This window comes from Buttiauxella agrestis ATCC 33320, assembly GCF_000735355.1.
In the GTDB taxonomy this organism is placed as follows: domain Bacteria; phylum Pseudomonadota; class Gammaproteobacteria; order Enterobacterales; family Enterobacteriaceae; genus Buttiauxella; species Buttiauxella agrestis.
This window is the reverse complement of the sequence record NZ_JMPI01000077.1, coordinates 1-16,190: the sequence shown is the minus strand read 5'-3', so window position 1 is coordinate 16,190 and position 16,190 is coordinate 1. Positions and strand designations below refer to the sequence as shown.

The 16,190-nt window shown below is 53.8% G+C and carries 19 protein-coding genes and 1 pseudogene; 15 read left to right on the top strand and 5 right to left on the bottom strand.

Annotated elements, in window-relative coordinates:
• Window positions 1-298: 298 nt before the first annotated feature.
• The gene (sopA, locus tag GBAG_RS21575; protein ID WP_034500247.1) at window positions 299-1,465 is read left to right on the top strand and encodes a plasmid-partitioning protein SopA; all 1,167 of its coding nucleotides are present in this window, start codon (window positions 299-301) and stop codon (window positions 1,463-1,465) included.
• Entirely contained in the window at window positions 1,465-2,427 is a 963-nt protein-coding gene (locus GBAG_RS21570) for a ParB/RepB/Spo0J family plasmid partition protein (protein ID WP_034500245.1), read from the top strand. Before sopA ends, GBAG_RS21570 begins: the two co-directional genes overlap by 1 nt.
• Window positions 2,428-2,758: 331 nt before the next feature.
• Here GBAG_RS21570 and GBAG_RS21565 read toward each other — a convergent pair whose 3' ends face one another.
• The 3 genes from GBAG_RS21565 to GBAG_RS21555 all read right to left on the bottom strand — a co-directional run bounded on the left by GBAG_RS21565 (window position 2,759) and on the right by GBAG_RS21555 (window position 5,315).
• Entirely contained in the window at window positions 2,759-4,033 is a 1,275-nt protein-coding gene (locus GBAG_RS21565) for a Y-family DNA polymerase (RefSeq protein ID WP_034500243.1), read from the bottom strand.
• Complete coding sequence (umuD, locus tag GBAG_RS21560; RefSeq protein WP_034500241.1) at window positions 4,033-4,461, bottom strand: translesion error-prone DNA polymerase V autoproteolytic subunit; 429 nt, start codon at window positions 4,459-4,461, stop codon at window positions 4,033-4,035. Before umuD ends, GBAG_RS21565 begins: the two co-directional genes overlap by 1 nt.
• Before the next feature lie 212 nt (window positions 4,462-4,673).
• Window positions 4,674-5,315, bottom strand: coding sequence for an SOS response-associated peptidase family protein (locus GBAG_RS21555; protein ID WP_034500238.1), 642 nt, complete (start codon window positions 5,313-5,315; stop codon window positions 4,674-4,676).
• Between the two features lie 271 nt (window positions 5,316-5,586).
• Here GBAG_RS21555 and GBAG_RS21550 point away from each other — a divergent pair, with 271 nt between their 5' ends.
• From GBAG_RS21550 to GBAG_RS21525, 6 genes are all read left to right on the top strand, one after another.
• Complete coding sequence (locus tag GBAG_RS21550) at window positions 5,587-5,856, top strand: hypothetical protein (protein WP_051873771.1); 270 nt, start codon at window positions 5,587-5,589, stop codon at window positions 5,854-5,856.
• A gap of 407 nt (window positions 5,857-6,263) precedes the next feature.
• Entirely contained in the window at window positions 6,264-6,947 is a 684-nt protein-coding gene (locus tag GBAG_RS21545; protein ID WP_034500235.1) for a DNA methylase, read from the top strand.
• Window positions 6,944-7,165 (top strand): hypothetical protein, encoded by a 222-nt coding sequence (locus tag GBAG_RS21540; RefSeq protein ID WP_034500233.1) that lies wholly within the window; start codon window positions 6,944-6,946, stop codon window positions 7,163-7,165. The genes GBAG_RS21545 and GBAG_RS21540 overlap by 4 nt, the downstream gene beginning before the upstream one ends.
• Before the next feature lie 52 nt (window positions 7,166-7,217).
• A complete protein-coding gene (locus tag GBAG_RS21535; protein WP_034500231.1) occupies window positions 7,218-7,634 on the top strand; it encodes a DUF1380 family protein in 417 nt (138 codons plus the stop codon).
• A 909-nt stretch (window positions 7,635-8,543) separates the two neighbouring features.
• Window positions 8,544-9,923, top strand: coding sequence for a DUF3560 domain-containing protein (locus GBAG_RS21530; protein ID WP_034500229.1), 1,380 nt, complete (start codon window positions 8,544-8,546; stop codon window positions 9,921-9,923).
• A gap of 48 nt (window positions 9,924-9,971) precedes the next feature.
• Window positions 9,972-10,538, top strand: a complete 567-nt coding sequence (locus tag GBAG_RS21525; RefSeq protein WP_034500227.1) for a class I SAM-dependent methyltransferase — start codon at window positions 9,972-9,974, stop codon at window positions 10,536-10,538.
• Window positions 10,539-10,564: 26 nt separating this feature from the next.
• On the opposite strand, the gene GBAG_RS21520 is transcribed toward GBAG_RS21525, so the two are convergent.
• Window positions 10,565-10,738, bottom strand: coding sequence for a hypothetical protein (locus GBAG_RS21520; protein ID WP_156104922.1), 174 nt, complete (start codon window positions 10,736-10,738; stop codon window positions 10,565-10,567).
• 606 nt (window positions 10,739-11,344) lie between these two features.
• Between GBAG_RS21520 and GBAG_RS21515 the strand changes: the two genes are divergently transcribed.
• The 7 genes and pseudogenes from GBAG_RS21515 to GBAG_RS21490 all read left to right on the top strand — a co-directional run bounded on the left by GBAG_RS21515 (window position 11,345) and on the right by GBAG_RS21490 (window position 15,554).
• Complete coding sequence (locus tag GBAG_RS21515) at window positions 11,345-11,584, top strand: DUF905 domain-containing protein (protein ID WP_034500222.1); 240 nt, start codon at window positions 11,345-11,347, stop codon at window positions 11,582-11,584.
• A 67-nt stretch (window positions 11,585-11,651) separates the two neighbouring features.
• Complete coding sequence (locus GBAG_RS21510) at window positions 11,652-13,622, top strand: ParB/RepB/Spo0J family partition protein (protein WP_034500220.1); 1,971 nt, start codon at window positions 11,652-11,654, stop codon at window positions 13,620-13,622.
• 44 nt (window positions 13,623-13,666) lie between these two features.
• On the top strand, window positions 13,667-14,095 hold the full coding sequence (psiB, locus tag GBAG_RS21505) for a conjugation system SOS inhibitor PsiB (RefSeq protein WP_034500218.1): 429 nt from the start codon (window positions 13,667-13,669) through the stop codon (window positions 14,093-14,095).
• Window positions 14,092-14,823, top strand: a complete 732-nt coding sequence (locus GBAG_RS21500) for a plasmid SOS inhibition protein A (RefSeq protein ID WP_034500216.1) — start codon at window positions 14,092-14,094, stop codon at window positions 14,821-14,823. The genes psiB and GBAG_RS21500 overlap by 4 nt, the downstream gene beginning before the upstream one ends.
• Window positions 14,820-15,032, top strand: coding sequence for a hypothetical protein (locus GBAG_RS21495; RefSeq protein ID WP_034500214.1), 213 nt, complete (start codon window positions 14,820-14,822; stop codon window positions 15,030-15,032). Before GBAG_RS21500 ends, GBAG_RS21495 begins: the two co-directional genes overlap by 4 nt.
• Before the next feature lie 344 nt (window positions 15,033-15,376).
• Window positions 15,377-15,481, top strand: a pseudogene (locus tag GBAG_RS23150) (DUF5431 family protein); the annotation flags it as partial.
• Window positions 15,435-15,554, top strand: a complete 120-nt coding sequence (locus tag GBAG_RS21490; RefSeq protein WP_246864898.1) for a type I toxin-antitoxin system Hok family toxin — start codon at window positions 15,435-15,437, stop codon at window positions 15,552-15,554. The pseudogene GBAG_RS23150 and the gene GBAG_RS21490, both read left to right, overlap by 47 nt.
• Before the next feature lie 439 nt (window positions 15,555-15,993).
• Here the strand turns inward: GBAG_RS21490 and GBAG_RS23195 are convergent, their stop codons facing one another.
• Window positions 15,994-16,116, bottom strand: coding sequence for a hypothetical protein (locus tag GBAG_RS23195; RefSeq protein WP_281630611.1), 123 nt, complete (start codon window positions 16,114-16,116; stop codon window positions 15,994-15,996).
• Window positions 16,117-16,190 lie beyond the last annotated feature (74 nt).

Sequence of the window (16,190 nt, the reverse complement as noted above, 5' to 3'; positions counted from 1 at the left end):
TAAACACTGTGGGAAATGGCTAAAGTTTGGCGGTTATCTCTGAATGTCGTAAGTGACCGAGTCATTTTCTCTTACCGTGATATTGCGCTTCCTCGCTTTGACAGACTTCGCTAGTCAAAGACTGCGGCGAGCGCTGCGTTCTGTACAAGATTTATCTTTTTGATAAGCGATTCTTTCACTGCTGATTAAGTGACCAACTTTGCAATATTCAAAGGGCTTTGCAATTTTTATGTTGCTTTGCATTAAATTCCAAGATTTAATTAATTATTGCAAAGTAAAACAATAAAGGATTAATGACATGGGTTTAATGGACACTCTGGATCAGTGCATTTTCGCTGGTCACGAAATGACAAGGGCTATTGCAGTTGCGCAGTTCAATGATGATAGCCCCGAAGCGCGAAAAATTACTCGTCGCTGGCGTATTGGTGAAGCATCAGACTTGGTTGGTGTATCGTCGCAGGCTATTCGTGACGCTGAGAAAAGTGGTCGACTTCCACATCCTGATCTGGAAATGCGCGGACGTGTGGAGCAACGAGTTGGATACACGATTGAACAAATCAACCATATGCGTGATGTTTTTAATACCCGCCTTCGTAGACCTGAAAACACCCTCCCTCCTGTTGTTGGTGTAGCGGCTCATAAAGGTGGCGTTTATAAAACATCGGTTTCAGTCCATCTTGCACAGCATCTTGCTCTCAAAGGGTTGCGTGTTTTATTAGTTGAAGGGAATGACCCGCAAGGCACTGCTTCGATGTATCACGGCTGGGTTCCGGATCTACATATTCACGCTGATGACACCCTTTTGCCTTTTTATCTGGGTGAACGTGACGATGCCAGTTATGCGGTCAAATCTACATGCTGGCCCGGCCTCGATATCATCCCTTCATGTCTGGCGCTTCATCGAATTGAAACAGAAATGATGGGTCGTTACGACGAAGGTAAGCTTCCGACAGAACCTCATATGATGTTGCGTCTGGCCATCGAAACCGTTGCTCATGATTATGATGTGGTGGTTATCGATAGTGCACCAAACCTGGGTATTGGGACTATCAATGTTGTCTGTGCTGCAGATGTACTTATAGTCCCTACCCCTGCGGAATTGTTCGATTACACCTCCGCTTTGCAATTCTTCGATATGCTACGTGATCTACTTAAGAACGTGGATCTGAAAGGCTTTGAACCAGATGTGCGAATTCTGCTGACCAAATACAGTAATAACAATGGGAGTCAGTCGCCCTGGATGGAAGAACAAATCCGGGACGCATGGGGAAGTATGGTTTTAAAAAATGTAGTCCGTGAGACGGATGAAGTAGGTAAAGGACAAATTCGTATGCGTACTGTTTTCGAACAGGCCATTGATCAGCGTTCATCAACAGGTGCATGGAGAAATGCCCTGGCTATCTGGGAACCCGTGTGTACGGAGATCTTTGATCGCCTGATCAAACCTCACTGGGAGGTTCGATAATGAAACGGGCACCTATTATTCCGAAGGTCGTGACCACGCCTTCTTCAAAATATGCTTCTGAAACGCCCGCGGCACCTGTGGTTGATTCTTTGATTGCGCGAGTCAGTGCGATGGCTAGAGGCAATACGATCACGCTACCAGTTTGTGGACGGGATGTAAGATTCACGCTGGAAACAATCTCTCGTGAAAAAATTGAAACGGAATCAAAAGTCTGGGTCAATAACGAACGTGACCAGGCGCTACTGACAGAAGAAGCATTGGATGACCTTATCCCTTCCTTCCTTATTTCTGGCCAACAAAATCCAGCGTTTGGCAGAAAAGTTGCTGATGTCATCGAGGTTGCTGATGGCAGTCGACGTCGTATGACGGCGATATTAACAGCCTGTGACTTCCGCATTCTGGTTGGCGATCTGGATGATGAGCAGATGGATTCGTTAAGCAAGCTGGGGAATGATTATCGCCCTACCAGTGCTTACGAGCGTGGTCATCGTTACATGAAGCGGCTTAATAATGAATTTGGTGGCAATGTATCGGCTCTCTCAGAGGCAGAACATATTTCCCGTAAAATCATTTCCCGATGTATGAATACAGCAAAATTACCGAAAGAGTTGGTTGCCCTTTTCTCTCATCCCGGCGAGTTATCAGCCCGAGCTGGGGAGGAATTGTCCAAAGTTTTTGCCAGCCATGAAGCTACTCTGCTCGCGCGTGTTAAAGAAATTTCGAAACGAAAAGCTGGCGGTGAAAAACTGGATGCGGAAGTCATCATTACCGAATTGAATGGTGTAAAAGTAAAATCAAGTTCTGACCGTATACAGACGACCAAGCGTCAATATGCCCCGGGCGCAATAAGTCGGGTCAAAGGAAATCAGTTTATCCTCAGCCTGGATACTTCGGTGCTACCAGCAGATGTTGTCAAACGTATAGAAGCTGTTCTGCTGGATCTTCAATCTTCCGCTAAGTAGTACCAAGATTAACTTCAATCATTAAGTGGGACCACGGTCCCAACCTGTCTCTGAGACCACGGTCCCAACCTGTCTCTGAGACCACGGTCCCAACCTGTCTCTGGGACCACGGTCCCAACCTGTCTCTGAGACCACGGTCCCAACCTGTCTCTGGGACCACGGTCCCAATCTGTCACTGGGACCACGGTCCCAATTTCCCATTGTGAATTGTTCTCGATTTATGGAGAGATGCAGTAACCAGAACGCAGTTAGAGGTTGAGCTGTGATTAAGTTAGTTTCTCTGATTTAACGTTATCTATTCCAGCGATATGTTTACTAATACTTTAAAGAATTATCTAAGTGCTGCTACAGGTAACTCAGCCCAGCGAGTGGTATAAGCCGGGCTTAGCATCTCTCGTTTCATCTTCCATTCCGGCGCAATCCCCCTGCCAGCAAACCACACTTTTCCCAAACCTGAATGATTAATTCTATCCAACACTTTCATCAGTTCATCGCTGGCGGGGCGTGGCTGGATTTCATCAAAAAGATTCAGTTGTGAAACGCCTGTCGGAGTAAAGTCGTTAAGCATAATTCCGGCCTTCGCGTACCGATGCCCGTCCTGCCAGATCCGATCAAGTGCTTTCATGGCGGCAGCAATGATGTCGCGCGTATCTTTAGTTGGAGTATGCAGTTTTTCGCTGGCCAAATTGCCGTAGTAAGGCTCATTGATGACAAACGGCGAGGACTTGATAAATACCGCTATGTGCCTGCAGTATTGCCGTTCCTCCCGTAGCTTCTCCGCTGCGCGTTCAGAATACTGACAGACAGCCTGGCGCATTGATTCATAAGTTGTGATGCGTTCTCCAAAAGAGCGACTGCAGACAATTTGTTGTTTTGGAGGAGGAGCTTCTTCCAGACTGATACAGCTTTCACCGTTCAGTTCTCTGACCGTGCGTTCCAGAACGACGTTAAAGTTTTTACGGATAAAGGTCGGGTTCGCATGTGAAAGCTGCAAGGCAGTCATGATCCCCATGCTGTTAAGCTTTTTCGAAATCTTTCGGCCAACGCCCCAGATTTCCTCGACCGGTTGAAGAGAGAGCATTTTCGCGGTGCGCTGACGATTACCCGGAGTCAGTGCCAGAACACCCCCAAACTGCGTCCATTCTTTGGACGCCCACTGCGCAGATTTAGCCAGGGTTTTAGTCGGCCCCATACCTACGCCAATTGTCAGGCCTGTACCCATTCTGACATGCGTACGAAGCTGTCTGCCGAAGTCTTCAAAATCAATACAGTTGTCGATGCCGCGAATATCCAGGAACATTTCATCGATGCTGTACTGTTCCACACGCGGTGCCAGTTCTTCTAGGTGAGACATGACTCGGTTGCTCATGCTTGCGTAGAGTTCATAATTGCTGGAGAAGGTGATAATCGGTTCTGCAAATTGCATTGCTTTCAGCTGAAACCACGGCATTCCCATTTTTATCCCGAGTCGCTTCGCTTCAGCCGAGCGGGCAATCACACACCCGTCGTTATTGCTGAGCACGGCTACCGGTTTTCCTCGCAGGTCTGGCCGGAAGACCTTTTCACAACTGGCATAGAATGCGTTCACATCCGCCAGGGCAAACATCAGTCACCACTCCGCGTTTTGTGCACAAAGGCTGTCACTACGCCGAAAATTTCGAGTTGTTCCGGGATGGGGTACAACGTTGGAAAAGCCGGGTTCATCGCCTGAAGGGCTGGGCGGGGAGTCAGAAGCAGACGCTTAACGGTGAATTCTCCCTCTATTTCGGCAATGACAATGTCTCCATGTTTCGGACGTTCTGCTTTATCCACGATCATCAAATCACCGCTGTGCAGGCCAATATCGGTCATGGAGTTACCCAGGGCCCTGACAAAAAAAGTCGAACTGGGCCGGGAAATACAGTATTCATTCAGATCCAGTTCAGATTCGACATAATCCTGGGCTGGGGAAGGGAACCCGGCAGGGCAGCTCTCTGTAAATAACGGCAATAAAATTTTAGGGGGATCTGAAGCGATGAGAATAGGGCGTAGCATGGATAACTCCGGAAAATAATAGTGTATATATATACAGTATTATTTGTTAATTCAGACAGGTTGCAAGCCGTATCTTCTCTGTTTCCTGTAGTTTCCTGTTTTATCGTGAAAAATAGTTGGATGACTTATCCACATTTTCAGGGGATAACTCTGTGTGATTCCTTGTAGATCCACTATAACGATTTATCGATCGGCTCAATCAGCCCGGCCCCCTAATTTTTGACATTACCCACAGCCCGACTGACGGCATGCCACGTAAACTCATCTGCCGGCACGCTTCCTTCCCGCGCTATCTCTTCTGCTTCCTGGCTTGTCGTCTCCTGTCGTAGCCAGCGTCTGGCTGCTGATGGCGTCAGTGTCAGAGGACGACGATCATGAATATCAATGAGACCTTTATCGGCGGCTGCTGTGACAATAACAAAACCTTCGTGTTCATCTCCTCGCTCAAACGGGGGATGGCCAATAGCGGCGAAAAGCAGGGGATGCCGGTCATCACGATAAATCAGATAAGGTTGTTTAGTTCCTCCTTCATTTTTCCATTCATACCAGGCATCAGCAAAAACGATTGCCCGTCCATGTGTCCATAACGGCTTAAACATCCTGCTCGTTGCGGCCGTTTCAACCCGTGCATTGATGAGCGGTTGTTTACCCCACCACGCTGGCGCATAAGACCAGACCACCGGATCGAGATGAAGAATGTTATCCCGTTCATTGAGCAGGAGAACTTTCGTACCGGGTGCGACATTGTATCGACCGAGGGGTTCCGGATCGTAGGGGATATCCCGCTCAGATTCGTCAGCAAGCCAGCTAAGATATTCTTCGCGTGTGTTGTACTGCGTGAATCTTCCGCACATATTGCCTCCGCACAGTGGTCTTCTAAGGATAGATGAACACTGCAGAAGGAAGATGAGAAACGGATGTCGCTGCGCTCCGCTATGATTATTTAGAAAACCTGTTGCGATGGAAAATGCAGGCTGGCCATACCTCACTTAGACAGCGGGTATTCGCAAGGCAGAAAAATGACAAAAACCACCCAACTCAGCCTTCAGGCCAGCAGGTCTTATCAAACATCAGGTACTGATAAGCGCTCTGAATACATGTACAAATTTCCCCAGAGGGAAAAATATGGCTCAGTTCAGGAACGTGGTTGAGACAATCATTACCGGTTTGCTCAGGAAGAGCGGTGTACCGGATAACCAGCTGCGTGAACAGATGAAAAAAACGGGAAGGGTAATGATTATTGCCAGTGTCCTGATGATTGTGCCACTGCTGGTATTTGATAGTTTGCCGCTTATCGTAAAAATCCTTCTTCAGGTGAGCTATGCCGTTCTGTTATGCCTAGGAGCCATGCTGGCGTTCGATGAAAAAACTCACCGGGATAACAGCCAGAGCTGAAAGTCGTTTCGCCCGATATTGTCAGGCCGTCACGGACGTTTGTTTAGTTCTGACCGGTCATCGCGTCACCCCGAAGTCCTGACCTCCCTGTTTTATTCCACCGTTCACGGTCCTCTCCGGGCCTGATGAATCCAGAAGGAAGTCGGTTTCCTCCGCTGTTTATGCCGTGGCGCTGATCGCTTCACGGCCAGTGGTGAACGCCGTGCCTTCACGCTAACCCGGCCGCTGCGGCCACAAGGGTTCGCTGACCGCCGTCATCCTCACCCGTTCTCGCTATAAACGGCGCATTCAGCCCGTTTATGTCTGCGCTGCGGCTTCCGGTGACGCCCTTGTGTCCTCCGCTTTCCGCCGGGTTTTTGTGGCGGCACGGCGCAACAGGGTGCCGTCTATCAGAGAGGAGAAAGGTTATGTCGCGTTTTATTCTGGGTGACTGCGTGCAGGTGATGTCCCGTTTTCCGGCACGGGCAGTGGATTTTATTCTGACCGATCCGCCATACCTTGTCGGCTACAAAGACCGCACTGGCCGCACGCTGGCCGGGGACAACACCAGTGAATGGCTGCAACCGGCATGTAATGAAATGTACCGCGTGCTTAAAAACGACAGCCTGATGGTCAGCTTTTACGGCTGGAACCGCGCCGATATGTTTATCAGCGCCTGGAAAGCCGCAGGTTTCCGCATTGTCGGACACCTGGTGTTCGCCAAAACCTACGCATCGAAATCAACGTTTGTCGGCTATAACCACGAAAATGCCTACCTGCTGGCGAAAGGCCGCCCGCAGACGCCGGATAACCCGATATCCGATGTGATCCCGTGGAAATATACCGGCAACCGGCACCATCCGACGGAAAAACCCGTCGCCAGTCTGTACCCCCTGATTGAGTCATTTACCCGGCCGGGCGGCATTGTCCTTGATCCATTCGCCGGCTCCGGCTCCACCTGTGTTGCCGCCGCTGAAACCGGCCGCCGGTATATCGGTATCGAGCTGATGGAGCAGTACCACGCAGCCGGAGTGAGCCGGCTGGCACAGGTACAACGTGCCGTCAGAATGCCGGCAGCTAACGACAGCACGTTTTTACCGGAGGCAGCATGAATTACCCCGGGCTGGAGACGTTGCGCGCCGACGTGGCCGCGCTTTCAAACGGCATGTGTGATCTCCGCACGACGTTGAACCGGATGGAATCGCAGTACCGCTATGACGCCGCGAGCCTGGCAGAGAGAATGGCGTCACAGACACTGCGACGTATTAACGCGCTGTTTCTGGAGGCTTATCGGGAAGCGCTTGTGCTGGATGAAGCATTCCAGGACTGAATCAGGACGCCGGGCGTTGCCCGGCATGACAAACCCATAAGAGAGAATAACGATGTTTGGAACCCGTGAAGAATTATGCCTGGAACTCGAAAGAATGTTCACCCAGGATGAGCCGCTGGCGTTGCTAATCTGGACGGAAGAAGGGGTACACACTGCCTGCCACCACGATAAACCCACTGATGAGGAAGTTATGCTCCTTCTGGAAACGATCGGCTCAGTGGATATGGAGTGTTACAGAGAAGAAGGGGTCTCAAATAAGGGTATCCGTGAGGTCCTTATGACGCTGCGGGAAGACGACGGGAGATGTATCAGCGTCCCGGCATCGGTTCTTGAACGTCTGCTGAAAAAACTGGAACGCGATCTGATACGTGAAGAGGGCATATTCTGGGATGACGGGCGTAATACGTCTGACCAGCATAAACACACGATGAACGATGTGCAGACGCTAAAAGCACGGCTTGCGGCCTGAAAATATGCCGGGGAAACCCGGCTATTTACCTGTGCGGTGGTGAGTGGCCATGTCATCGGTCTGCCCGCGCTAAATCCCTGGCAGGCGGGCGCCTGCGGGTAACAATGCGTGATGCGCCTGCGGCGCAGACGGCAATGTTACCCATCATAGTGGATGCTGGGGGTGACTGAACGGTACAGGGGAAACAGGGTTCGACCTGGTGATCAGGGCGTATGTGCGTAGCAATTATTCACTGATAGAAGGAACACATTAAGCTGCTGAAATAGCAGGTTTTAATGTCGATACGCTCTGATTTAACAGCCAGGCGGGTGAGTTAAAAATAAGCCATGACATCGCCGTTTAAACCGGTTTTTTTAGTGGGCAGGGCGCTGAAGAGAACAGTCATTTTTTCCGGATCATGTTGTTCAGCAAACGGCGTTGTGACCTGAAAATACGCACGTCCCTCCTTTCTGGCCCCCTTCGGCTCTCCGTCCGTTCCGGCCGGGTCGTCAGCCCTACTCCGACGGGCAGCTGCACGCCGCCGCCCGTCTCCGCCGAACCCCGTCCGGGTTTCGGGCTTTCGCTAGGGTCTGATGGCAACAGCCAGGTCAACCCCTGCTCCGGGCCTGCGGCCCACGCCTTCACCACGCTGGCGATAAATCCGCCTGCGCTCTGAGGGGCGGAACGGCTGTCGCTGTCGCCCACGCCGTCCCGCGTTTGTGCCCTGTTTCACCTCACTGTGGTGGGTGAACTTTCGTGAGTAATTCCGACCGTCGCTGTGCATTTGACCACACTCATTCGCTCCTTCTGGCAAGGCTGAAATGAACGCCTCCGGCGGCCTTGCCAGCGCGCCTGAATGTGGTCCGGGCCAGTGTGCGACGGCGAATACTCACAAAAGCATCACTTTAACCCCATAAGGAGAATCAAAACATGTCACAACAAAACGTCCAGGGCGCGACAACGAAGCCTACAAATGCATCTGATGAAAACCACGGCCAGACATACCGGGCGACCTATTCCCCGGACGATAACAAACTGCGCCTTTATACCCGTCACCGTCTCGATGAAGAGACTTATGCCCGGGTCAGCGTGGCGGGCTTTAAGTGGGCACCGAAGCAGACACTTTTCGTTGCCCCGGCCTGGACGCCCGGACGTGAAGATTTATTGATGTCTCTGGTCGGGGATATTGAGGATGAGGACAGTACCCTGTTTGATCGCCAGGAAGAACGCGCGGAACGCTTCAGCGGCTACAGCGAAAAACGCGCCACCGAATCAGAGCAGACACTGAATGCAGTGTCTGCGCTCTCTTCTGCCATCCCCTTCGGGCAACCCATCCTTGTGGGCCATCACAGCGAACGCCGTGCACGAAATGATGCGAAGAAAATTGAAAACGGGATGAAACGCGCCGTCATGCTGTTTGAGCGGGCCGGATACTGGGAGGACAGGGCGGCGGCATCTATCCGGCATGCCCGTTATAAAGAGCGTTCAGATGTGCGCTATCGTCGTATTAAAAAAATTGAGGCAGACCTGCGTAAGTCAGAAAAGACCATCAATGATAGCGAAAAACGCCTGAAACTCTGGCGCTCTGAGAACCTCGATTTAAACATGGCGCTGGTGGTGAGTAATTACGAGCATATCTCCTGTTCTTTTCCTCTGGAGAAATATCCACGTCCGGCCGATAAAAGCCAGTATGAGGGGTATATGGGCCTCTATTCGGCAATGAAAGAGGACATTATCACGGCGCAGCAGGCCCGCGATATTGCCGTATCCTGGCATGAACGCACGATCCGCCACCAACAGCGCTGGGCAGCTCATTACCGCAACCGCCTGAGCTACGAGCGCGCCATGCTGGAGGAAAACGGCGGGGTGTTCACACGCACTCAGGATTTTCGTCCAGGCGGCAGGGTGCTCAGCCGCGGGGAATGGCTGACCATTATCCGCGTGAATAAAAGTCGGGGTGAAGTCAGTTCAGTGGTCACGCCGTGGTACACCTTTATGGGGTATCCCGACAGAACAATGAACCTGACCATTGACCGTATTACCGATTATCAGCCGCCTTCGCAGGAAGAGGCGACCACCGCAACATCAGCGACAAAACGCCCTCCGATCGTTAACTACCCGGGTGACGGATTTATCACGATGACAAAGGCCCAGTGGGCTGAAAAACACCGGGATTATAAAAGCGTCCGCGGCGTGGCGGCCGGTGAAACCCACGGCGCGTATCGTTTCCGGCGGGCAATGGATAGCGCTTACAGCCTGTCAAATGTCTACATCAGTGACCTGAAAACCGTTGAAATTCCTGCCCTGTAAATAACGGCTCCCCGGCACAGAGCCGGGGAGTTGCGGAGAAGATGAAAAATGCATAGCGCTCTGAAACAACGTATTGAAATGATGCGCGGACGGCTCGAGGGACGCGCCCCGGTGGCAGAGGTACACGCCAGCGCACAGCTGTTTGTTTCTCCCGATCCGGTTTGTGCCCGTCTGGTCTCACTCGCGAGTATCCGTGACAGTGACATTATTCTCGAGCCTAACGCCGGAACCGGCGCCATTCTGAGGGCTGTGCGGGCTGCGGCTCCGGGGGCAACGTGTGACGCCGTTGAGCTCAATACCGGGCTGTGTCAGTACCTCAGAAATGAATTTGAAGGTGTGGCGGTGACCTGCTGTGATTTCCTGCAATATGCCCCCGGGAAGCGTTACACCCGGATTGTCATGAATCCGCCATTCGGACACGCGCAGGATATTAAGCATATCCGGCATGCCTTTACCCTGCTGGCACCGGGTGGCGTACTGACCGCCGTTTGTCTGAACGGTCCCCGGCAGGAAAAGGCACTGAAAGCGCAGTCAGATATCTGGGAGCCGCTGCCGCGAGGGACGTTTACCTATACGGATGTTTCAACGGTGATTATACGTCTGGTTGCAGACTGATATTCTCGCCCGGTGCGGAGGTTGGGTCAGGCAACCTCTGCACGTTCAGCCCGGAAAAGACCGCGCGCCTGCGGCGCCGGGAAGACCGGCGCTGACGCGCCGTCCATCCTCCTGCGCGTGATAACCTGGTCAGTGAACAGTTGATGAGAGCCCTGACGCTGTTCCGTCGTGCCACTGTGGCTGTTTCTCTTCCCTTTCATTTTCCTGTTTCCTTTCTTCATCTTTTTCATTCAACGATGACGCTTCCCTTGTGATGGTAATGAAAAACACAGCAGGGCAATGGCCCCCTTCGGCTCTCCGTCCGTTCCGGCCGGGTCGTCAGCCCTACTCCGACGGGCGGCTGCACGGCAGCGGCCAGTCTCCGGCCGAACCCCTTGCGGGTTTCGGGCTTCGCTAGGGTCTGATGGCAACGGCCAGGTCAACCCCTGCTGCGGGCCGATGGCCCACGCCTTCACCACGCCGGCGATAAAGCCACCGTCGCTCTGAGGGGCAACGACGATTCGCCGCCGCTCAGCGTCGTTGTAGTTGTGCCCTGCTCATCCTTCCTGGTGCTTCTCCCGTTAAGTCCCTTTCGCCGGGGCTGAAGTCAACACAGTCGGTTTCGTCAGTCCAGGGTGAAATGCACGCCGCAAGCGGCGCCCTGGACAGCCAACTCCGCCGGTGTTTCCGACGCCCTTGCGGCGAAGGAACTCAACGGGAGATGTGGATCACCTGACGATAAACAGAGCCGGTCACAACGAAACGTCAACACCGCGGCTCCGGAATCTAACAGAAGATATGGGCTGAAAAGAAAGAAGGGAGGTTTTATGTGTGCTTCAGAACCAGAAACAGGGCGTCTTCCTGATGGGGTATTTACCCACAAACAGGCGCAGGACGTGGCGGAGCAGTATCACAATGTGGCGATTGAAGACGATCAGGGGACGCATTTTCGCCTTGTGGTTCGGGAAAGTACCGGACCGCTCATCTGGCGTAACTGGAATTTTGAGGCTGACGGTGGCGCGATGCTGAATCGCTATATCGAACGTTATGGTGTGAAAAAGCAGTAAGAAGGTGCCCTGTCGGAGCGCGAACTCCGCAGGGCCAGACAATCATCAAACCTGAGAGGTATTAACTATGTCAGTAACCGAGTCTAAAGCAAAAAGCACCCGAAAAGCCAGCGTGACCCGCGCGGATAAAGCGGGGGCGGTGGCCCTGAAAACGGCCCTCGAAGCCGTACAGATTGAATATCTTCCCCTGTCAGCCCTGGTCCGTTCCCCGCTGAATGTGCGCACGATCCCCTATGCGGCAGACAGTATCCGTGAACTGGCTGACTCCATTGCGGCGGTCGGACTGTTGCAGAACCTGGTGGTTCACGCCCTTGAAGGCGGGCGTTTCGGTGTCGCCGCCGGGGGCCGCCGACTGACCGCGATGATGCATCTTGCCGACATCGGCACGTTTTCATCCGACCAGCCCGTCGCCGTGAAGCGTGTTCCTGATGATCTGGCGGTTGTCGCCTCGATGACCGAGAACGGACAGCGTCGGGATATGCACCCGGCAGAGCAAATCGTCGGCTTCCGTACCCTGGCTGCTGAGGGAAAAACACCCGCGCAGATTGGTGATTTACTGGGCTATGGCCCCCGTCATGTGCAGCGCATGTTAAAGCTCGCTGACCTTGCCCCCGTCATTCTTGAAGCGCTGGCCAGCGACGAACTGACCACCGAACACTGCCATGCCCTGGCGCTCGAGAGTGATCCGGCCCGTCAGGTGCAGGTGCTCGAGGCTGCCCGTCAGAAAGGCTGGAACAATAAGCCCGAGGTACGCGATATCCGCAGCCTGATCACCGAGAGCGAAGTCACCACCGACTGCGCAAAATTCCGCTTCGTCGGGGAAACCGCATTCCGCGACGGCGAAATACGCCGCGACCTGTTCAGTGCTGATGACGGGGGTTTTGTGGACGCCGTGCTGCTCGATACCCGTGTGCTGGAAAAACTGACACAGGCCGCCGAAGACCTGAAAGCCACCGAAGGCTGGTCATGGTGCCTGGCGCGTATGGAGTCTGTGCGTTATCACGGTGAGGATGCGCAGGTGTATGTGTTGCAGGATGAACCCAACCCGGTATACAGCGAAGAAGAGGAAGAACGACTGGCCTCACTTCAGGATCAGTATGATGCGTTTGAATCTGAGTGTGATGAGTCCGCAGCGCTTGAACTGGAAATTGCGGCGATGGAAAGTGCCGGGACAGACCGGGCCTGGACACAGGAGATGAAAGACGCCACAGGCGTGGTGGTGTCCTGGTCTTACGGTGCCATGACCGTGCAGCGTGGCGTCCTGCTGCGCGATAACAGCGAAGAGGGAGAGAAAACCCCGTCTCAGGTGCATACGTATACCCGTCAGCCCGATCCTGCCGATGCTATCAGTCTGCCGCTGGTCACGAAAATGTCCTCCGAACGTACCCTGGCAGTCCAGGCGGCCCTGATGCAGCAGCCGCAAAAAGCCGTCGCCATGCTGGTCTGGTCGTTGTGTCAGAAAGTCTTTGTGGTCTGCTCCACGCAGAGCCATCCCCTGCAAATCAGCCTGACCTGCTCGCACTATTCTCTGTGTGATAACGCACCGTCCGGTAAGACGGGTGTCGCCTGGCGGGCGCTGATGGCGGAAAAAAACCGTCTGGAAGCGCTGCTGCCGGAAGGCTGGCAGAAAGATTTCACCACCTTCTTTACCCTGGACGGCGCGGTACTGATGTCCCTGATGGCGCTGTGTACCGCATTCAGCGTGAACGGTGTCCAGACCCGTGAGCACGGTTTCACCTCCCGCAGTCCACTTAACGACCTGGAAGCTGAGCTGAACTTCCACCTGCGCGACTGGTGGCAACCGGAAACAGTGACATTCTTCGGGCAACTTTCCAAAGTGCAGATAGTTGACGCGCTCACGGACGCAGGACTCACGGGGGCGGCGCGAAACGCGGAGAAGATGAAGAAAGGGGATGCGGCTGAATACGCCGAAAGCCAGATGAGCGGCAACCGCTGGGTGCCAGCCTGGATGGCTGCACCCGTTGCATCCCCGGTTCAGACGGATACCGATTCGCATAACCCGGCAGAAGCCGCCTGATTACGCTGTGCCGCCCTGCGGGGCGGCAATAAGGAGTGAAGACCATGTTCAGCCGTAATATTGATGATTTGAAAACCATGCTGCCCTGTGAATACGAAGAATGGCGTGAGCGGGGTGACGACTTCAGGCGCACCCTGACACACGCCATCATGCGACACCTCGAGACTCCCGAACACTGGCAGGTTAACGCCGAGTACCGGACCGAGTTCGGCGGGCTGTTTCCGGTGCAGTGTCGTTTTACACCGCCTGACGGACAGTGGCACCTGTGTGTCTGTAGTCCGGGTGAAATCAGTCCTGCCTGGTCGGTGGTGCTGCTTTCGTCCTGTGGTCAGTGCGTGAGACTGCTCATGACAACCCTGGTGTTTGAACCGCAGGATATCAATGTGCTGCTGCAACAGACGGCGGCTCTGGCACGGATGCGCTGCTCGGCGACCAGTGTCGCGGAAATGCTGACACAGGAGGAGGCGTTATGATCCCGGCTCATCTTGCACTTATCCCGTTGCATGAAGGCCGGCGCGCAGCACTGCGTGCGGTAGGGGAGGTGGAGCATCGCCTTTCGCAGGGGAAACGCCTGCCTGAACATGCCTGGGCACATGCCTTTTTCCGACACCTCACCGGCAGCAAACGTATCGGGCTGAAGGAAATAAACTATTTCGCCGCCACGCTCACTGAGCGGGAGTTGCGTGGACGTAAGGCCAACTGGATAAGCGCCATCGATACGCTGATCGAGAGCCGGGGAACCTGCTGTTATCTGCCCTTATCGGTCAGTGCGGCATACGAACTGTTCCCGGAAACCCGCTTTAAGGAGGATGAGCGGTTCCGTCAGAAACTGGACCTCCGGGAGCAGAAATATTCGCGCCAGCGCAGCAAAGCCCGGATGAGCGAACAGCAGGCGTATCAGTCCAGGGTCGGGCAGGCCGAAATTGACCTGGCATTCCAGACCCCGGAAACGGTGCGCAGCTGGTTCTCCCGCTGGCGGCAGACAGATATCAGCGAAAATGTGCTCGATGACATGTTTTTCCGCTGGAGTGAGCGTTTCCCGTCGCTGGCAACCCTTGAGCGGTGGCAGTGGGACAACCAGCCGCACTGGGCGTTGATGTATGAGGTTCAGGCGCTGGCAAAAGAAGCCTCCCCGGCAGTCAGGGCGCATGAACGCTGGATGGTTCCGAACAAACTGGTACACCGGGAGGAGCGAGTATGAAACGCTATACGGTGATTCTGGGTGACCACTGCGGGTATGCTGATTACCGGGTCATTGCGCAGAACCGGACGGGGGCAGTGGATCTGGCGATGAACCAGCACTATGAACTGGACACCCCCCAGGAAAGTGCACAACGCGTATCCAGCCGTTCACACCAGGCAAAAGCCCTTTTCGTTTATGCTGGCTGGCCTGCGCGTGCATCGCAGTAAGACAACCTGGCAGGGATTTGAGTCCCGATAACATTGTCTTTTCTGTTCAGAATAAGGATTTTTCGACGCTGACAGCGTGGGGGATACCGTGACGGGATGACGTATGGGCAGGAACGTCGGGAAACAGAAGGTGAACCCGGCATTAAATTTGCTCACAGATTCAGTATGTTATTCCTGGGCAGGAAGTGTGCCGCTGCGGTATAATGACCATGGCGCTTGAGGCTTTTTGCCTCACCGTCGGCTTGTTGTGAGGCAGAAAGAAGAAAGCCCCGAAGGTAATTTTTCAATTAACCACGAGGCGATCCAATGCTAGACACATTCAGATTAGCCTCTTACCACGCTTTGTGCAAGGAGAAGAAGGCTATGAAACTGCCGCGAAGTACCATTGTCTGGTGCGTATTCATCGTGTGTTTAACACTGTTGATATTCACTTACCTGACACGGAAATCGCTCTGCGAAATCCGCTACCGGGACGGAACAAGGGAGATCGCTGCATTTCTAGTTTACGAACCTGGTAAGTAGCAACCCGGAGGTGGGGAGCAATCCCTACCTTTTCAGGGCTGATGATGTTCTGGATATTGCCGCAAGCGCCTTCAGAAGGGCTGTCAGTTAACCATACTGGCAGCCCTTTCTCCTTCTGAGTGCGACCGCAAAACCAACAGAAGGCGTACCCCTGCGGCGCACCCGCTTTCTCCCTTAGCCTCTCTTCCTGATGTTTCCGTTATTTCCCCTGATACATACCTTGCTGAGGGCTGCTGATGCTCTGGCACTTTTGCTGATGCCGGGTAACCGTTTTTTGCTACTGCTACCAGAGTGCCATTACCCCAAAAAATAACCTCATCAGGGCAATGGCCCCCTTCGGCTCTCCGTCCGTTCCGGCCGGGTCGTCAGCCCCACTCCGACGGGCAGCTGCACGGCAGCGGCCAGTCTCCGCCGAATCCCTTGCGGGTTTCGGGCTTCGCTAGGGTCTGATGGCAACGGCAAGGTCAACCCCTGCTGCGGGCCGTTGGCCCACGCCTTCACCGCGCCGGTGAACCGTCGCTTTAATATCGCCACGCCGTTCCGTCGTGTCGGGTGTGTTCATGCTGTTTGTGTGCCCGGTGGGGTATCTCACGGCCGCGTTCTCACGCGGAGGGCTTTTCGTAGCACCGCCTCCGT

What these genes read in the sequence shown, in the direction of transcription:
- sopA (WP_034500247.1), top strand. Translation starts at nt 299, where the DNA reads ATGGGTTTAATGGACACTCTGGATCAGTGCATTTTCGCTGGTCACGAA.
- GBAG_RS21570 (WP_034500245.1), top strand. Translation starts at nt 1,465, where the DNA reads ATGAAACGGGCACCTATTATTCCGAAGGTCGTGACCACGCCTTCTTCA.
- GBAG_RS21565 (WP_034500243.1), bottom strand. Translation starts at nt 4,033, where the DNA reads ATGTTTGCCCTGGCGGATGTGAACGCATTCTATGCCAGTTGTGAAAAG.
- umuD (WP_034500241.1), bottom strand. Translation starts at nt 4,461, where the DNA reads ATGCTACGCCCTATTCTCATCGCTTCAGATCCCCCTAAAATTTTATTG.
- GBAG_RS21555 (WP_034500238.1), bottom strand. Translation starts at nt 5,315, where the DNA reads ATGTGCGGAAGATTCACGCAGTACAACACACGCGAAGAATATCTTAGC.
- GBAG_RS21550 (WP_051873771.1), top strand. Translation starts at nt 5,587, where the DNA reads ATGGCTCAGTTCAGGAACGTGGTTGAGACAATCATTACCGGTTTGCTC.
- GBAG_RS21545 (WP_034500235.1), top strand. Translation starts at nt 6,264, where the DNA reads ATGTCGCGTTTTATTCTGGGTGACTGCGTGCAGGTGATGTCCCGTTTT.
- GBAG_RS21540 (WP_034500233.1), top strand. Translation starts at nt 6,944, where the DNA reads ATGAATTACCCCGGGCTGGAGACGTTGCGCGCCGACGTGGCCGCGCTT.
- GBAG_RS21535 (WP_034500231.1), top strand. Translation starts at nt 7,218, where the DNA reads ATGTTTGGAACCCGTGAAGAATTATGCCTGGAACTCGAAAGAATGTTC.
- GBAG_RS21530 (WP_034500229.1), top strand. Translation starts at nt 8,544, where the DNA reads ATGTCACAACAAAACGTCCAGGGCGCGACAACGAAGCCTACAAATGCA.
- GBAG_RS21525 (WP_034500227.1), top strand. Translation starts at nt 9,972, where the DNA reads ATGCATAGCGCTCTGAAACAACGTATTGAAATGATGCGCGGACGGCTC.
- GBAG_RS21520 (WP_156104922.1), bottom strand. Translation starts at nt 10,738, where the DNA reads ATGAAAGGGAAGAGAAACAGCCACAGTGGCACGACGGAACAGCGTCAG.
- GBAG_RS21515 (WP_034500222.1), top strand. Translation starts at nt 11,345, where the DNA reads ATGTGTGCTTCAGAACCAGAAACAGGGCGTCTTCCTGATGGGGTATTT.
- GBAG_RS21510 (WP_034500220.1), top strand. Translation starts at nt 11,652, where the DNA reads ATGTCAGTAACCGAGTCTAAAGCAAAAAGCACCCGAAAAGCCAGCGTG.
- psiB (WP_034500218.1), top strand. Translation starts at nt 13,667, where the DNA reads ATGTTCAGCCGTAATATTGATGATTTGAAAACCATGCTGCCCTGTGAA.
- GBAG_RS21500 (WP_034500216.1), top strand. Translation starts at nt 14,092, where the DNA reads ATGATCCCGGCTCATCTTGCACTTATCCCGTTGCATGAAGGCCGGCGC.
- GBAG_RS21495 (WP_034500214.1), top strand. Translation starts at nt 14,820, where the DNA reads ATGAAACGCTATACGGTGATTCTGGGTGACCACTGCGGGTATGCTGAT.
- GBAG_RS23195 (WP_281630611.1), bottom strand. Translation starts at nt 16,116, where the DNA reads ATGAACACACCCGACACGACGGAACGGCGTGGCGATATTAAAGCGACG.